Source organism: Neisseria polysaccharea (assembly GCF_963392925.1).
GTDB lineage: Bacteria > Pseudomonadota > Gammaproteobacteria > Burkholderiales > Neisseriaceae > Neisseria > Neisseria polysaccharea.
Genome location: NZ_CAUJNZ010000009.1, coordinates 1 through 16,096, shown reverse-complemented (window position 1 = coordinate 16,096; position 16,096 = coordinate 1). Strand labels below are relative to the sequence as shown.

17 protein-coding genes and 1 riboswitch are annotated in these 16,096 nt (G+C 54.3%); of the genes, 12 read left to right on the top strand and 5 right to left on the bottom strand.

What is annotated here, in order from left to right:
* Positions 1–195: 195 nt before the first annotated feature.
* From rfaE2 to RDY34_RS06855, 4 genes are all read left to right on the top strand, one after another.
* Positions 196–702 carry a D-glycero-beta-D-manno-heptose 1-phosphate adenylyltransferase gene (gene rfaE2, locus RDY34_RS06870; RefSeq protein WP_308074763.1) on the top strand — a complete coding sequence of 169 codons (507 nt, stop codon included), beginning with the start codon at positions 196–198 and terminating at the stop codon, positions 700–702.
* The gene (locus tag RDY34_RS06865) at positions 699–2,477 is read left to right on the top strand and encodes a bifunctional biotin--[acetyl-CoA-carboxylase] ligase/type III pantothenate kinase (protein ID WP_308074762.1); all 1,779 of its coding nucleotides are present in this window, start codon (positions 699–701) and stop codon (positions 2,475–2,477) included. Before rfaE2 ends, RDY34_RS06865 begins: the two co-directional genes overlap by 4 nt.
* Before the next feature lie 11 nt (positions 2,478–2,488).
* Positions 2,489–3,355 carry an SPOR domain-containing protein gene (locus RDY34_RS06860; protein WP_308074761.1) on the top strand — a complete coding sequence of 289 codons (867 nt, stop codon included), beginning with the start codon at positions 2,489–2,491 and terminating at the stop codon, positions 3,353–3,355.
* A 490-nt stretch (positions 3,356–3,845) separates the two neighbouring features.
* Positions 3,846–4,025, top strand: coding sequence for a hypothetical protein (locus tag RDY34_RS06855; protein WP_042508118.1), 180 nt, complete (start codon positions 3,846–3,848; stop codon positions 4,023–4,025).
* 93 nt (positions 4,026–4,118) lie between these two features.
* On the opposite strand, the gene RDY34_RS06850 is transcribed toward RDY34_RS06855, so the two are convergent.
* From RDY34_RS06850 to RDY34_RS06830, 5 genes are all read right to left on the bottom strand, one after another.
* Positions 4,119–4,907 (bottom strand): thiazole synthase, encoded by a 789-nt coding sequence (locus RDY34_RS06850; RefSeq protein WP_308184510.1) that lies wholly within the window; start codon positions 4,905–4,907, stop codon positions 4,119–4,121.
* Between the two features lie 75 nt (positions 4,908–4,982).
* The gene (gene thiS / locus RDY34_RS06845) at positions 4,983–5,177 is read right to left on the bottom strand and encodes a sulfur carrier protein ThiS (protein ID WP_061692960.1); all 195 of its coding nucleotides are present in this window, start codon (positions 5,175–5,177) and stop codon (positions 4,983–4,985) included.
* Between the two features lie 114 nt (positions 5,178–5,291).
* Positions 5,292–5,939 (bottom strand): DUF4304 domain-containing protein, encoded by a 648-nt coding sequence (locus tag RDY34_RS06840; protein WP_107863696.1) that lies wholly within the window; start codon positions 5,937–5,939, stop codon positions 5,292–5,294.
* A 135-nt stretch (positions 5,940–6,074) separates the two neighbouring features.
* On the bottom strand, positions 6,075–6,692 hold the full coding sequence (gene thiE / locus RDY34_RS06835) for a thiamine phosphate synthase (protein WP_003749919.1): 618 nt from the start codon (positions 6,690–6,692) through the stop codon (positions 6,075–6,077).
* Between the two features lie 20 nt (positions 6,693–6,712).
* Positions 6,713–7,813: an FAD-dependent oxidoreductase gene (locus tag RDY34_RS06830; protein WP_003749918.1), complete on the bottom strand. Its 1,101-nt coding sequence runs from the start codon at positions 7,811–7,813 to the stop codon at positions 6,713–6,715.
* 157 nt (positions 7,814–7,970) lie between these two features.
* Positions 7,971–8,075, bottom strand: a riboswitch (TPP riboswitch).
* Positions 8,076–8,302: 227 nt separating this feature from the next.
* Between RDY34_RS06830 and tldD the strand changes: the two genes are divergently transcribed.
* The 8 genes from tldD (at position 8,303) to RDY34_RS06790 (ending at position 15,755) form a co-directional block, all read left to right on the top strand.
* Entirely contained in the window at positions 8,303–9,787 is a 1,485-nt protein-coding gene (tldD, locus tag RDY34_RS06825; RefSeq protein ID WP_308074759.1) for a metalloprotease TldD, read from the top strand.
* 149 nt (positions 9,788–9,936) lie between these two features.
* Positions 9,937–10,596, top strand: coding sequence for an amino acid ABC transporter permease (locus RDY34_RS06820; protein WP_308074757.1), 660 nt, complete (start codon positions 9,937–9,939; stop codon positions 10,594–10,596).
* Positions 10,586–11,254: an amino acid ABC transporter permease gene (locus RDY34_RS06815; RefSeq protein WP_118778402.1), complete on the top strand. Its 669-nt coding sequence runs from the start codon at positions 10,586–10,588 to the stop codon at positions 11,252–11,254. Before RDY34_RS06820 ends, RDY34_RS06815 begins: the two co-directional genes overlap by 11 nt.
* 1 nt (position 11,255) lies before the next feature.
* Complete coding sequence (locus RDY34_RS06810) at positions 11,256–11,987, top strand: amino acid ABC transporter ATP-binding protein (RefSeq protein ID WP_308074756.1); 732 nt, start codon at positions 11,256–11,258, stop codon at positions 11,985–11,987.
* 74 nt (positions 11,988–12,061) lie between these two features.
* Positions 12,062–12,925 (top strand): amino acid ABC transporter substrate-binding protein, encoded by an 864-nt coding sequence (locus tag RDY34_RS06805; RefSeq protein ID WP_308074755.1) that lies wholly within the window; start codon positions 12,062–12,064, stop codon positions 12,923–12,925.
* A gap of 309 nt (positions 12,926–13,234) precedes the next feature.
* Positions 13,235–14,056 (top strand): peptide chain release factor N(5)-glutamine methyltransferase, encoded by an 822-nt coding sequence (gene prmC / locus RDY34_RS06800; RefSeq protein ID WP_308074754.1) that lies wholly within the window; start codon positions 13,235–13,237, stop codon positions 14,054–14,056.
* Positions 14,057–14,141: 85 nt separating this feature from the next.
* Positions 14,142–15,530 carry a Na+/H+ antiporter family protein gene (locus tag RDY34_RS06795; protein ID WP_002218192.1) on the top strand — a complete coding sequence of 463 codons (1,389 nt, stop codon included), beginning with the start codon at positions 14,142–14,144 and terminating at the stop codon, positions 15,528–15,530.
* Positions 15,531–15,755 carry a SlyX family protein gene (locus RDY34_RS06790; protein WP_304677282.1) on the top strand — a complete coding sequence of 75 codons (225 nt, stop codon included), beginning with the start codon at positions 15,531–15,533 and terminating at the stop codon, positions 15,753–15,755.
* The last annotated feature ends 341 nt before the right edge of the window (positions 15,756–16,096 follow it).

Genomic DNA, 16,096 nt, shown 5'->3' with positions numbered 1-16,096 from the left:
TTTCGGTACGGGTCTTTTTCCGTTTGCGCGTACTGTCCGCACCGTCGTACCGGTGCGTCGGTATGCCGTCTGAAAGCCGGGCCGGTCATACGGAAACCGCTTCAGACGGCATTTGCGCCGCCGGCTTTGCCTTTCGCATATGCTTCTGTATCATGTGGGTTTTTCTGTCTTTTATGGTTTTTGTCGGAGGCTTTGATGGTTGACGGTTGGTCTGCTCCTGATTTTGAATCGAAAATCTGTCCGCCCGAGGCATTGTCCGAACGGTTGGCTCGGTTGCCGCGCCCGCTGGTGTTTACCAACGGCTGTTTCGACATCCTCCACAGGGGGCACGTTACTTATCTGGCGCAGGCGCGTTCGGCAGGGGCGGCGTTGGTACTGGCGTTGAATACCGATGCTTCGGTGCGGCGTTTGGGCAAGGGCGGCGACCGCCCGGTCAATCCTTTGGAGAACCGTGCCGCCGTTGCCGCCGCGTTGGAAAGTGTGGATTTGGTTACTTGGTTTGACGAGGATACGCCGGCGGCGTTGATTGAGGCGGTCAAACCTGAGATTTTGGTCAAGGGCGGCGATTGGGCTGCGGATAAGATTGTCGGTGCGGCAGAAACGCTGGCGCGCGGCGGTCAGGTGTTTTCAATTCCGTTTCTGCACCAGACTTCGACAACGAAGACTTTGGCAAAAATCCGTGCGGCAGAGGGCGGAAAATGACGGTTTTGAAGCTTTCGCACTGGCGGGTGTTGGCGGAGCTTGCCGACGGTTTGCCGCAACACGTCTCGCAACTGGCGCGTGTGGCGGACATGAAGCCGCAGCAGCTCAACGGTTTTTGGCAGCAGATGCCGGCGCACATACGCGGGCTGTTGCGCCAACATGACGGTTATTGGCGGTTGGTGCGCCCCTTGGCGGTTTTCGATGCCGAAGGTTTGCGCGAGCTGGGGGAAAGGTCGGGTTTTCAGACGGCATTGAAGCACGAGTGCGCGTCCAGCAACGACGAGATACTGGAATTGGCGCGGATTGCGCCGAACAAGGCGCACAAAACCGTATGCGTGACCCACCTGCAAAGTAAGGGCAGGGGGCGGCAGGGGCGGAAGTGGTCGCACCGTTTGGGCGAGTGTCTGATGTTCAGTTTCGGCTGGGTGTTTGACCAGCCGCAGTATGAGTTGGGTTCGCTGTCGCCTGTTGCGGCAGTGGCGTGCCGGCGCGCCTTGTTGCGTTTGGGTTTGGAAACGCAAATCAAGTGGCCAAACGATTTGGTTGTCGGACGCGACAAATTGGGCGGCATTCTGATTGAAACGGTCAGGACGGTCGGCAAAACGGTTGCCATCATCGGTATCGGCATCAATTTCGTGCTGCCCAAGGAAGTGGAAAACGCCGCTTCCGTGCAATCGCTGTTTCAGACGGCATCGCGGCGGGGAAATGCCGATGCCGCCGTGTTGCTGGAAACGCTGTTGGCGGAGTTGGACTCGGTGTTGTTGCAATATGCTCGGGACGGATTTGCGCCTTTTGTGGCGGAGTATCAGGCTGTCAACCGCGACCACGGCAAGGCGGTATTGCTGTTGCGCGACGGCGAAACCGTGTGCGAAGGCACGGTTAAAGGCGTGGACGGACAAGGCGTTCTGCACTTGGAAACGGCAGAGGGCGAACAGACGGTCGTCAGCGGCGAAATCAGCCTGCGGCCCGACGACAGGCCGGTTTCTGTTCCGAGGAAGCGGGAACCGGAACGTTTTTTGCTGTTGGACGGCGGTAACAGTCAGCTCAAGTGGGCATGGGTGGAAAACGGCATATTTACAGCAGTCAGCCGTGCACCGTACCGTGATTTGTCCCGTTTGGGCGCGGAGTGGGCGGAAAGGGCGGATGACCGCGTCCGTATTGTCGGTTGCGCCGTGTGCGGGGAATCAAAAAAGGCACAGGTTCAGGAACAGCTCGCAAGTACAATCGAATGGCTGCCGTCTTCCGCTCAGGCTTTAGGCATACGTAATCACTACCGTCATCCCGAAGAACATGGTTCCGACCGTTGGTTCAACGCCTTGGGCAGCCGCCGCTTCAGCCGCAACGCCTGCGTCGTCGTCAGTTGCGGCACGGCGGTAACGGTTGACGCGCTCACCGATGACGGGCATTACCTCGGCGGGACCATTATGCCCGGCTTCCACCTGATGAAAGAATCGCTTGCCGTCCGAACCGCCAACCTCAACCGCCCCGCCGGCAAGCGTTATCCTTTCCCGACCACCACAAGCAACGCCATAGCCAGCGGTATGATGGATGCGGTTTGCGGCTCGATAATGATGATGCACGGCCGTTTGAAAGAAAAAACCGGGGCGGGGAAACCGGTCGATGTCGTGATGACCGGCGGCGGCGCGGCAAAAGTCGCAGAAGCCCTGCCGCCTGCATTTTTGGCGGAAAATACCGTGCGTGTGGCGGACAACCTCGTCATCCATGGGCTGCTGAACCTGATTGCCGCCGAAGGCGGGGAAGATGAACATATTTAGGGAATACAGAGATGAAATGGTTATTTATCCTTTTGGTTGCGATTAATATTGCCGTATTCGGCGGTACGGTAGGCTACAAACTGACACTGAAACAGGCCGGCAAAATACCGGAGGCACAGAATGCCGCAAACAATTTGCAGGTTCAACCAGTTGCCCCAACTATGCCGGTTGTTCGGAATATTCCGGCATCCGGTTCTGCCGTTCAGGCGGCATCTGAATCGGATACAGGCGTACTGCTTGGTGCAAGCGACATCCTGACCGAAGAACAGGCGGAGCAGTTGCGCTTGAAGAAAGAAGCGGAGCAGAAAAGGCTCAAAGAGAAAAAACAGCGCGAGGAAAAAGCCCGCCGCGAAAAACTCGCCGCCGAAAAGGCGCAGGCGGAACGCGAAAACGGCGCGGCGGATGCCTTATGCGCCGCGCAGGCAAGCCTCACGATGGACGAAGACGACTACCACCGGATCAAAGGGCTTTTGGGCAAATGGTCGCACGTTGCCAGCAGAAGTGTCGAAAAACGCACCGCCCAAGCCAAATCCGCCGGCAAAACCTACCGCGTCGTCCTGCCCGTTTCAGCCGATGCCGAAAATCAGGCGGCGGAGCTGTCTGCCAAAGGTTTCAACCCCATACCGTTTGACGGCGCATTGAGTTTGGGTGTCGGCAGCAGCCGGGAAAACGCCCAAGCCCTGCAAAGCCGGCTTGCCGGCGCGGGATTCGGTGGGGCATATATTGTTGAACGCGCTGCCGAAACCGGCCGGCAGGACGATTCTTTGAGCGTGTCGCGTATGACGGTTTTGTTTACCGGCGTGAATGTCGCCGATGCGGACGAAATCCGTAAAATCACGTCCCCATACGGCAAACTGAACCTCAAGTCTTGCAAATAGGCGCGAAAGCCGGACAATAAATGCCAAACCCACCGCGAAGGTGGGTTTGGCATTTCGGTTTTGAGTATCTGATATATAAAAAGGGAATGTATGTCTCGTATATGCCGACTCCAAGTGTGAAAGTGAATGATGAGGGAATACAGTGTTTAATGGTTCGGAATTGACGACTTCCGAGTGGTTTTAATTATACGCTAATAATAATAATTATCAATAAAAATTTAAAAATAAATGTGGATTTTTTGTAATGCTATGAAAAATAAACAAATTAAACTATTCGCCGATGTTTGTGATTTGGGTCGGCAAACTTTCATTGTGCCGGACAAATCGGGGTCGGCAGGCATAGCTGAGGGCTTCGTGCCTGACAGAAATAAGGTTGCCCGTGTTTGAACATCCGTCCAATTTGGCGCGGACAGGGTTGTCATTCGGGGGTGTTTGAGCGTGGATTCGGGGATGCAAAAGCGGTAAAACCGTTGCGGATGAAGGCTTACGGATGGCTTTAGGTATTTTTAAATGTATTCAAACAACAACAAAACGCTTCTTCTGTTGCCGTACTTGGGGCTTGCGCGGCAGCCTGCGCACCGTGGAGGCCGGATGTTTCGTTGGTTGCGGTGTCGGGGCGGGCGGCAAGGTTTTCCGGCCGGTTTCCCTGTTCCTCACGACAAAGCCGTGATGCCGGGGAATGGCGGTTTGTCCGTTTCAGGCTGCCGCCGTTTTGAGCCACGATGCCGTCTGAAGCCTTCAGACGGCATTTTTGCCGCCTTTTTCAATATTCCGCCGAATGCCAAAACGGTTGTCCGACTGTCGGCGTACTGGCTTGCGCTTTGGTGCGAGCCTCGACCGGTTCGGCTTCAAATGCCAGCCGTCCGGATTCGACGGCGAGTGCGAAGGCGTGCGCCATATTGACCGGATCGCCGCTGCGGGAAACGGCGGTGTTCAAAAGCACGCCGTCAAAGCCCCATTCCATCACTTGTGCCGCCTGTGAGGGCAAACCCAAGCCCGCGTCGATAATCAGCGGCGTGTAGGGCAGGCGTTCGCGCAGGACGTTCAACGCGTAGGCGTGAACCGCGCCCAAACCCGTGCCAATCGGGGCCGCCCACGGCATCAACGCCTGACAGCCTGCGTCGAGCAGGCGGCGGCAGGCAATCAGGTCTTCGGTGCAATAAGGCAGCACTTTGAAGCCGTCTTTAATCAGGATTTCTGCCGCTTCGACAAGTTGGAACACATCCGGCTGCAAGGTGTCGTCATCGCCGATGAGTTCCAATTTTATCCAATCGGTTTCAAACACTTCGCGCGCCATTTGCGCCGTCGTTACCGCTTCCTGCACGCTTTGGCAGCCTGCCGTGTTCGGCAGGACGGGAACGCCGGTTTCTTGAAGCAGCGACCAAAACCCCTGACCGTGCGCCTCGCCGCCGCTTCCCGCGCGGCGCAATGAGACGGTAATCATCGCGGGTTGGGCGATACGGACGGATTGTTTGAGGATTTCAGGGGTCGGGTAGGCAGCCGTGCCGAGCAGCAGCCGCGAGGGGAAAGTTTCTCCGTATAGGGTGAGCATAAAAATTCCTTGATATGTTTGGGATACGATGCCGTCTGAAAGCCGGCGGCGTGCCTTTGGGGCTTCAGACGGCATTCAGCCGCCGACGACGGGGCGGACGATATCGATTTTGTCGTTTTCGTTCAAAACCGTTTCCGCATACGCGCCTTTGGGGACGAAAACGGTGTTCACCGCCACGGCAAAAGGCTGTTGCGGCGCGGTTTGGGCGATGAGGTCGGCAACGGTCGTGCCGTGAAGTTCGGCGGGTTCGCCGTTTAAGATGATGTTCATGGTTTCTCGATATTTCGGTGTTTATAGAGGTTTTTAGACGACCTTTGTAAATGTTGGGTTGCAAGCGAACCTGCAACATTTGCGTCCATTAATATTTTTATGTTCAATTATTTATTATTTTTCTATTTCAATCCCATTAATATAGGCAAATTTAATCATAGTATCTCCAACAAATTCACATATGTCTAATGAAATGCTTTCCTTTGGTAATTCATTCAAAGAATTATAAAAACCAATATACTTTTTTCTTAATTTGTCTTTTTTGATTATTTTATTAAAATACTGCTGCGCCTTAGCTTTTCCGCTAAAATAATAGATGTAATACAATAAATTATAGTCATTCATATCCTCATTTATAATTTTTTCAATATTGGTTTCTGTGTCCTCAAAATCGTCAAATAACGGTATTATATGCTCCCTTATAAGTTTGCTAACATCCTCTACCGTATATTTATAGCTTGCTCCTGCTAACTGCCACCAAATCCAAGGTTTTCTATTTATCAAGCTCCCCAACTCTCCGCCATATATAAAACCATTATTGATATTTGCCTTTTTCATATCTTTTGAGTAAATGGCGATATGTGGAATAAATTGCACGCTACACTGATAATTGTGCCTATCAGCCTGAAAATAGATTTCAAATGTAATATCCCTGTTTTTAGATACTCTCTTTAATTTCTGCCCCTTAGAAATTATCTTAAAATCAGGAAATTTACTTGCTATTTCTTGCCATGCTTTTTCACATAACTCTCTTGGTTTCATTGTTATCAAATTGCTCCTTATGTATCTTTTTAAAATTTTAAAATATGATAAAAATGAATAAAATAAAAAATAAATTCCTCTGTAAATATATTATTTGGTACGTCTGGTTTTAGACTTTATTATTTTCAGACGACCTTATTCATTCCACAAAGCCTGAAACGCTTTAACCACGGCTTCGGGGTTTGTCGCTTCGGTAACGGCACGGACGACGGCGAGTGAGGAAACGCCGGTTGCCAATACCTCTTCAGCATTGTTCAAATCGATGCCGCCAATGGCGACGACGGGCGTGCCGCCTGCCTGTTTCACATATTCGCGCAGTTTGTCCAAGCCTTGCGGGGCGGTGGGCATTTGCTTGGTCGTGGTCGGGAAAATCGCGCCGCTGGCGACGTAGCTGGGGTGTACGGACAGGGCGCGGTCGAGTTCGGCAACGGAGTGCGTACTCAAACCCAAGCGCAAACCGGCGGCGGCTATGGCGGCAAGGTCGGCGGTGTCCATGTCTTCCTGCCCGAGATGCACGCCGTATGCGCCCGCTTCTATCGCCTCGCGCCAGTGGTCGTTGATGAAAAGCTGCGTGCGGCTGCCACGGCAGGCGGCGACGCAGCGGGCGATTTCACGTTTCAATTCATCGCCGTGCAGGGTTTTGCAGCGCAGTTGCACCGTGTCGGCACCTGCTTTGACCATGCGCTCCACCCAATCGGCGGTGGGAACAACGGCGTAGAATTTGAGCGGAGATTTCACGGGTGGGAAGGTCATGGGGTTCCTTTCAGACGGCTTTAATCTTGTCTTCGGATATACGCCAAACCGCTTTCTTCATCACGTTCGGGCGCGTCTTTTCCGTCAAACAGTGCCACTGCCAATCTGACGGCGGCGGCGGTTACGGCGGGGGAAATCATAAAGCCGTGGCGGAAAAGGCCGTTGATTTCAATCAGGCGTTGGGCGCGGCTGTAACGGATTTCGGGGTTGTGGTGATTGAGCGTGGGGCGCAGTCCGGCGGCGATTTCGAGGATTTGCGCCTCGCCGAAGGCGGGGTGGACGGCATAGAGTGCGGATAAAAGTTCCAACCCTGAACGTACGCCGGCGGGGGCTTGGCTTTCGCTTTCGATTTGGGTCGCGCCGATGACGAAGACGTGGTTTTCTTTCGGGGCGATGTAGAGCGGATAACGCGGGTGCAGCAGGCGCACGGGGCGGTTGAGCGTGATTTCGGGTGTGTAAACCCGTGCCACTTCGCCGCGTATGCCGCGCAGGGTGCTGGTGTGTTCGGCAGAAGCATTCCAAGCGGTTTTTGCGCCGTAACCGCGGCAGTCGATCAGCCAGTCGTATTGGGCTTGCAAGTCTTCGGGAGCGCATTCGTGTTCCCAATGGCAAGGGACGTTCAGTTCGTCCAAAGCGTCGGCAAGTGCAGACAATATTTGCCGCCCGTCGAGCTGTCCTTCGGTCGGCAGGTAGATGCCGTCTGAAAAACGTCCGCCGAGTTGCGGTTCGCGTTCGGCGATGTCGTCAGCGTGCCAACGGACGATTTCGTCATCCGCTACGCCGCCGCGTTTGAGATGGCGGACGAACTCGCTGGATAATGGCTTGTCCTGTCCGTGCCACACAATCAGGCTGCCGTTTTCCTGCATCATCGTGTGCGTGTTCAGAAGGCATCGGATGCCGCGCCAAAGCGGAATGCTCTGCCTGCCCAGCCTGATGACTTCAGGCGTGGCTTCGACCGCTTCCGCCGCAGGCGCGAGCATGGCGGCGGCAACATAAGCGGCGGCGTGTTCGCCTTGGCGGGTGCCTTTGTCGAAAAGTGCAATCTGATAACCTTGTTCTGCAAGCTGCAGTGCGGTCAGCCTTCCGGAAAGGCCGCCGCCGAGGATGGCGATACGGGTCATGACGGGTTCCTTTGCAGGTATCGCGATTTGTCGGAAAAAAGGCGTGCCGCCGCTGCGGCGGGTGAGGGTTGTTGTGAGGCATTGCCCGACATATCAAGTCCTTAAGAAACATGAAAATGGGGCGGGGAAGTGCGGAAGAGGGAACGGAAGCCCGAAAGGGCAGGGAGGTTTTGTTTCCTACGCAGGCATTACCCCGACAGGTTCTACGGATTCTGCTTTCGCAATCTCAGCCGCCCGATGGGCGGCACTCCGACAAGAAGGCTTTAAGTTTACACAAAGCAACGTGCGTTGGCAAAATTCTTACATTTTCGGCGGCACGGCGCATTTCTATAGTGGATTAACAAAAATCAGGACAAGGCGACGAAGCCGCAGACAGTACAGATAGTACGGAACCGATTCACTTGGTGCTTGAGCACCTTAGAGAATCGTTCTCTTTGAGCTGAGGCGAGGCAACGCTGTACCGGTTTTTGTTAATCCACTATATAACAAATGCCGTATAATCAAGCCCCTGATTTTTTATGCGCCGACACTATGCATCCGACCTATTCCGCCGTACAGGCACGGCTGCTCGAAGCCAACCGCCTTTCCCCCGAACTGCTCGCCAAAAGCCTGTGCATCATCGGCGCGCACCACGTCGATTATGCCGACATCTACTGCCAGCGCACCGCCTATGAAAGTTGGCATTTGGAAGAAGGCATCGTCAAATCGGGCAGCTTCCAAATCAATCAGGGCGTGGGCGTGCGCGCCGTTTCGGGCGATAAAACCGCCTTTGCCTACGCCGACAGCCTGTGCATCGATTCGATAAACCGTTCCGCCCGCGCCGTCCGTGCGATTGGGGCGGCAGGCGGCAAGGTGTCCGCCAAAATGCCGTCTGAAACGCGCGGCAAGCCGGTTTGTTCCGCGTCCGACCCCATTGCCGGCCTCGATTCCGCCGCCAAAGTCGCGCTGTTGAACAAAGTCGAAGCAATCGCCAAAGCCGCCGATCCGCGTATCGTGCAAGTGATGGCCGGTTTGACCTGCGAATACGATATGGTGTACATCGCCCGTTTGGACGGTAAACACGCTGCGGATATTCGTCCGATGGTGCGCCTGAACGTTACCGTCATCGCCAAACAGGGCGAGCGTCGCGAGCAGGGCAGCGCGGGCGGCGGCGGACGCTACGACTTGGCTTATTTCGATGAAACTTTGGTACGGCAGTTTGTCGATTCCGCTGTCAAACAAGCCCTGATTAATCTCGAATCCCGTCCTGCGCCTGCCGGTGAGATGACCGTCGTTTTGGGCAACGGCTGGCCTGGCGTGTTGCTGCACGAAGCGGTCGGACATGGTTTGGAAGGCGATTTCAACCGCAAAGAAACCAGCGTTTTCTCCGGACGAATCGGCGAGCGCGTGGCCGCCAAAGGCGTTACCGTTGTGGATCAAGGCGATATTGCCGACAGACGCGGCTCGCTCAATATCGACGACGAAGGCAACGAAACCCGCCGCACTGTATTGATTGAAGACGGTATTTTGGTTGGCTATATGCAGGACGAAACCAATGCCCGCCTGATGGGCACGCAATCGACCGGCAATGGTCGCCGTGAAAGTTACGCTTCCGCCCCTATGCCGCGTATGACCAACACCTTTATGGAAAACGGCGGCTACGAACCCGACGAAATCATCGCGTCCATCGACAAAGGCATTTACGCCGTTAACTTCGGCGGCGGACAAGTGGACATTACCAGCGGCAAATTCGTGTTCAGTGCATCCGAAGCGTGGTGGGTGGAAGGCGGCAAGCTGCAATATCCCGTCAAAGGCGCGACCATTATCGGCAACGGCCCCGAAGTGCTGAAACACGTTTCCATGATAGGCAACGATACTGCGTTGGATAGCGGTGTCGGCGTGTGCGGCAAAGAAGGGCAGAGCGTCCCCGTCGGCGTGGGACAACCGACCTTGCGGATTGATGCCGGACTGACTGTCGGCGGTAGCGAAATCTGACGCGGAATCCGGTACGATGCCGTCTGAAAGGTTTTCAGACGGCATCGCCTTATTCTTTTTTCCGATGTTTGATATTCCCAAGCATTCTTTAACATTATCTTGCAAGTTCATTAAAATACCGCCTTTCGTTAAGCTGATTTCTGATTCTGATGAACTGGCCTTATTTAATCGATGCCGTACCCAAATTCGCCGATGCGGCAAAGCTGACGCTGGAATTGTCGGTATATGGCATCGTTTTGTCGTTGCTGTTCGGCCTGCCCGTTGCCGTGGTTACAGCATACCGCATCCGCCCCTTCTACGCATTGGCACGCGCCTATATCGAGCTGTCGCGCAATACGCCCCTGCTGATCCAATTGTTTTTCCTGTATTACGGCCTGCCGAAAATGGGCATTAAATGGGACGGTTTCACCTGCGGCGTAATCGCACTGGTTTTCTTAGGCGCAAGCTACATGGCGGAAGCCGTCCGCGCCGGCATCCTCGCCGTACCAAAAGGGCAGGTAGAAGCGGGCAAGGCAATCGGTTTGAGCCGCTTTCAAGTGTTCCGCTATGTCGAATTTCCGCAGGCTTGGGCGGTCGCTTTTCCGGCTGTTGCCGCCAATATATTGTTTTTAATGAAAGAAACATCCGTCATCAGCGCGGTCGGTATTGCGGAATTGTTGTTTGTTACCAAAGATGTGATTGGTATGGACTACAAAACCAACGAGGCTTTGTTTTTGTTGTTTGCCGCTTATTTGATTATCCTGCTGCCTGTATCTTTGTTGGTACGGCGATTGGAAAACCGCATACGGAGTGCGAAATATGGCGTTTGAATGGCTGTTTGAAGGAAAAAATGCGGCACGGTTGGGCGAAGGCCTGCTCTTAACGGCACAAATTTCTTTAATCTCTGTTGCGGCTTCTTGCGTATTAGGCACGCTGTTCGGTTTGGTTTTGCGTTCGCGCAACCGGCTTGTCCGCTTTATCGGACGGTTTTATCTCGAAACCATCCGCATCGTGCCGATTTTGGTGTGGTTGTTCGGACTGTATTTCGGTTTGTCCGTGTGGACGGGCATACACATCGGCGGATTTTGGGTCTGCGTTTGGGTTTTCACGCTTTGGGGCATCGCCGAAATGGGCGATTTGGTGCGCGGCGCACTGGAATCGATTGAAAAACACCAGGTCGAATCGGGTCTTGCGCTCGGCTTGAGCCGCCGCCAAGTGTTCCGATACATCGAATTGCCGCAAAGTGTCCGCCGCGCTTTGCCGGGGGCGGTTAATTTGTTTACGCGAATGATTAAAACCAGTTCGCTCGCCTCGCTTATCGGCGTGATTGAAGTGGTCAAAGTGGGGCAGCAAATTATTGAAAACTCGCTGCTGACGCAGCCCAATGCTTCATTTTGGGTTTATGGACTGATTTTTATGCTGTATTTTTTATGTTGCTGGCCGCTGTCGCTGCTGGCGGCAAAGCTGGAACAAAAATGGGAACACTGATATGGCTTTATTGAGCATCCGCAACCTGCACAAACAATACGGCGGCGTAACCGCCATCCAATCTTTAGACTTGGACTTGGAAAAAGGCGAAGTGATTGTGTTGTTGGGTCCGTCCGGCTGCGGCAAATCCACCCTCCTGCGCTGCGTCAACGGTTTGGAGCCGCACCAAGGCGGCAGCATCGTGATGGACGGCATCGGCGAATTCGGCAAAGACGTTTCCTGGCAAACCGCCCGGCAAAAAGTCGGTATGGTCTTTCAAAGCTATGAATTGTTTGCCCATATGACCGTCATCGAAAACATCCTCTTAGGCCCGGTAAAAGTACAAAACCGCAACCGCGCCGAAGCGGAAGCACAAGCTGACAAATTATTGGAACGCGTCGGTTTGTCCGACCGCAAAAACGCCTATCCGCGCGAACTTTCCGGCGGACAAAAACAGCGCATCGCTATTGTCCGCGCCCTGTGCCTGAATCCGGAAGTCATCCTGCTGGACGAGATCACTGCCGCACTCGACCCCGAAATGGTGCGCGAAGTCTTGGAAGTGGTTTTGGAACTCGCCCGCGAAGGGATGAGTATGCTCATCGTAACCCACGAAATGGGGTTCGCCCGCAAAGTTGCCGACCGCATCGTCTTTATGGACAAAGGCGGCATTGTCGAATCGTCCGACCCCGAAACCTTTTTTTCCGCACCAAAAAGCGAACGCGCCCGCCAATTTCTGGCAGGTATGGACTACTGATTTACCGCAAACCGTCCGAACCCCCTTTCAGACGGCATTTCATCCCAAGCAAACATTCAAAAAGGAGATTCCCAATGAAACTGAACGCCAAACTCAAAGCCCTGTTGGCTTCCGCCGCCATCGCCGTCGGTCTGACCGCCTGCGGAGGCGGCAGCAGCGGCTCCGGCGATGCCCAATCTTCACAAAGCAGCGGTGCGGCAACCGTTGCCGCCATCAAGGAAAAAGGCGTGATCCGCATCGGCGTATTCGGCGACAAGCCCCCGTTCGGCTATGTTGATGCCAACGGCAAAAACCAAGGCTTCGACGTTGAAATCGCCAAAGACCTCGCCAAAGACCTGCTCGGCAGCCCCGACAAAGTCGAGTTCGTCTTAACCGAGGCCGCAAACCGCGTCGAATACGTCCGCTCCGGCAAAGTCGACCTCATCCTCGCCAACTTCACCAAAACTCCCGAACGCGCCGAAGCCGTCGATTTCGCCGATCCCTATATGAAAGTGGCGTTGGGCGTGGTTTCCCCCAAAGGCAAACCGATTACCGACATCGCGCAACTGAAAGACCAAACCCTGCTGGTCAACAAAGGCACGACCGCCGACGCTTTCTTCACCAAAAACCATCCCGAAGTCAAATTATTGAAATTCGACCAAAACACCGAAACCTTCGACGCGCTGAAAGACGGACGCGGCGTAGCACTCGCCCACGACAACGCCTTGCTGTGGGCGTGGGCGAAAGAAAACCCGGATTTTGAAGTCGCCATCGGTAATTTAGGCCCTGCCGAATTTATCGCCCCCGCCGTTCAAAAAGGCAACGCCGACCTCCTGAACTGGGTCAACGGCGAAATCGCCGCCATGAAAAAAGACGGCCGTCTGAAAGCCGCTTATGAAAAAACCCTGTTGCCCGTGTATGGCGAAAAAGTCAAACCGGAAGCATTGTTGGCGGAATAAGTTTGTTTGACAAGAAAATCCGCATCCGCATTTGAAGGCGGGTGCGGATTTTTTTCAGCCGCCGCAAATATCGCAAATTCAAAGGAAAACCAACTATGTCATTGTTTTTTTATTTATTCCGTTGTTGCCGCTTGCGCGGAATAACGGCGGAGCGTTTCTGTTATTCGGATAAATTCCTACGGTATCGGAACGGCGATAAGGTGTTTTTCTTTATTATATAATTTCAATGCAAAATGATATTTTCTGAATCAGCGTGCCGCAAAGCCGGAAAAAATGTTCGAGCCGCATCGGCGGCAGACGGGATAAAAAATGACGTTTGACGAATGGTTGGGCTTGTCAAAACTGCCTAAAATTGAAGCAAGAATGCTGCTGCAATATGTTTCGGAATATACGCGTGTGCAGTTGTTGACGCGGGGCGGGGAAGAAATGCCGGACGAAGTCCGACAGCGGGCGGACAGGCTGGCGCAACGCCGTCTGAACGGCGAGCCGGTTGCCTATATTTTAGGTGTGCGCGAATTTTATGGCAGACGCTTTACAGTCAATCCGAGCGTGCTGATTCCGCGCCCCGAAACTGAACATTTGGTCGAAGCCGTATTGGCGCGCCTGCCCGAAAACGGGCGCGTGTGGGATTTGGGGACGGGCAGCGGCGCGGTTGCCGTAACCGTCGCGCTCGAACGCCCCGATGCGTTTGTGCGCGCATCCGACATCAGCCCGCCCGCCCTTGAAACGGCGCGGAAAAATGCGGCAGATTTGGGCGCGCGGGTCGAATTTGCATACGGTTCGTGGTTCGACACCGATATGCCGTCTGAAGGGAAATGGGACATCATCGTGTCCAACCCGCCCTATATCGAAAACGGTGATAAACATTTGTCGCAAGGCGATTTGCGGTTTGAGCCGCAAATCGCGCTGACCGACTTTTCAGACGGCCTAAGCTGCATCCGTACCTTGGCGCAAGGCGCGCCCGACCGTTTGGCGGAAGGCGGTTTTTTGTTGCTGGAACACGGTTTCGATCAGGGCGCGGCGGTGCGCGGCGTGTTGGCGGAGAATGGTTTTTCAGGAGTGGAAACCCTGCCGGATTTGGCGGGTTTGGACAGGGTTACGCTGGGGAAGTATATGAAGCATTTGAAATAATTGTTTGCAAAATTGGCGGGTTTCCCGTTATTGGGTTATGATGTGTTTCGATATGTAAACATTTATAGGTTTGGAGCGATAAACAATGAATGCAGTCGTAGTTGCCGTAATCGTGATGCTGGTGCTGTCGCTGTCGCGCGTGCACGTGGTATTGAGCCTGACGGTCGGCGCGTTTGTCGGCGGCGCGGTGGCGGGTATGCCGCTGCAAAACATTGCCGATGCGGCGGGACAGGTCAGCCAGGCGGGGATTATCCCCGTGTTCAACAAAGGTTTGGAAGGCGGCGCGAAAATTGCGCTTTCTTATGCGATGCTCGGCGCGTTTGCGATGGCGATTACCCATTCCGGCCTGCCGCAGCAGCTTGCCGGCGCGGTCGTCCGCAAGCTGAACCGGGGCGGTATGCCCGACAGCGTGCGTTCGGGCGAGGGCGCGGTCAAATGGCTGCTGCTTTCCATCATCCTTGTGATGGGCATTATGAGTCAGAACATCATCCCCATCCACATTGCCTTTATCCCGATGATTGTTCCGCCGCTGCTTTTGGTGTTCAACCGCCTGAAAATCGACCGCCGTCTGATTGCGTGCGTCATCACTTTCGGGCTGGTTACGACTTATATGTTCCTGCCTTACGGCTTCGGCGCGATTTTTTTGAACGAAATCCTGTTGGGCAACATCCATTCCGCCGCGCCGCAGCTTGATGTGAAAAACATCAACGTGATGGCGGCAATGGCGATTCCCGCGTTGGGAATGCTGGCCGGACTCCTGCTGGCGTTTGTCCACTACCGCAAACCGCGCCTGTACCAAAGCAACAATGCCGATACGGCGGGCAACGCCGATGCGGCAAACCGTCCGCAGCCGTCCGCCTACCGCAGCCTGGCCGCCGCCGCCGCCATTGCCGTATGCTTTGCCATCCAGTTGATGTATGAAGACTCGCTGGTGTTGGGCGCGATGCTCGGTTTCGCCGTATTTATGATGTTGGGCGTCATCAACCGCGACAAGGCAAACGACGTATTCGGCGAAGGCATCAAGATGATGGCGATGGTCGGCTTCATTATGATTGCCGCGCAGGGTTTTGCCGCCGTGATGAATGCGACCGGGCATATTCAGCCGCTGGTGGAAAGCAGTATGGCGATATTCGGCAACAGCAAAGGTATGGCGGCGTTGGCGATGCTGGTGGTGGGGCTTTTGGTAACGATGGGCATCGGTTCGTCCTTTTCCACTTTGCCGATTATTGCCGCGATTTATGTGCCTTTGTGTGTCGGTTTGGGTTTTTCGCCGCTTGCCACCGTCGCCATTGTCGGCACGGCGGGGGCGTTGGGCGATGCCGGTTCGCCTGCGTCCGATTCCACGCTGGGTCCGACGATGGGGCTGAACGCCGACGGGCAGCACGACCACATCCGCGATTCCGTTATCCCGACCTTCATCCACTACAACATCCCGCTGCTGATTGCCGGCTGGATTGCCGCGATGGTGCTGTAAATGGACGCGGTTCAAGAGTTGGAACACCGCATCACAGAGCTGGAAATCCAATCCGCGCTTCAGGAGGACGTAATCGCCCGCCTGAACGCGATGGTGGCAGAATTGCGGCAGACGCTGGATTTGCAGCAGGCTCAGTTGAGGCTGCTGTATCAAAAAATGCAGGACAGGAATCCCGACGCGCAAGAGCCGTATTCTCTGCGCGATGAGATTCCGCCGCATTATTGATGCGCCGCCGTATCCGGATTTCCTTAAAAAAGGCTGTGTTTGAATATTCCGCCGATGTAAACCTAAGATGTAACTTTAATCAGTCGGACAAAATGCCTTTTATCCGATGGAACCGTTTTCCGCCCGAACGGAAATAAGCGGCTCCCCCCCGCTGCAAACAGATAAAACCAACCGGGTATTCATACACAGCCAAAAAAAAGCCGTCCGAACCCAAAGGGGACAGACGGCCAAACACATTACGGGGAAAACGTCTTACTCAATGAGTCTGCGAAACAGACATTGCTAAAACAACTGCAATTATAAGGTAAGTTTATTTTTTTTTTTTTTTTTTTTTTTTAAAA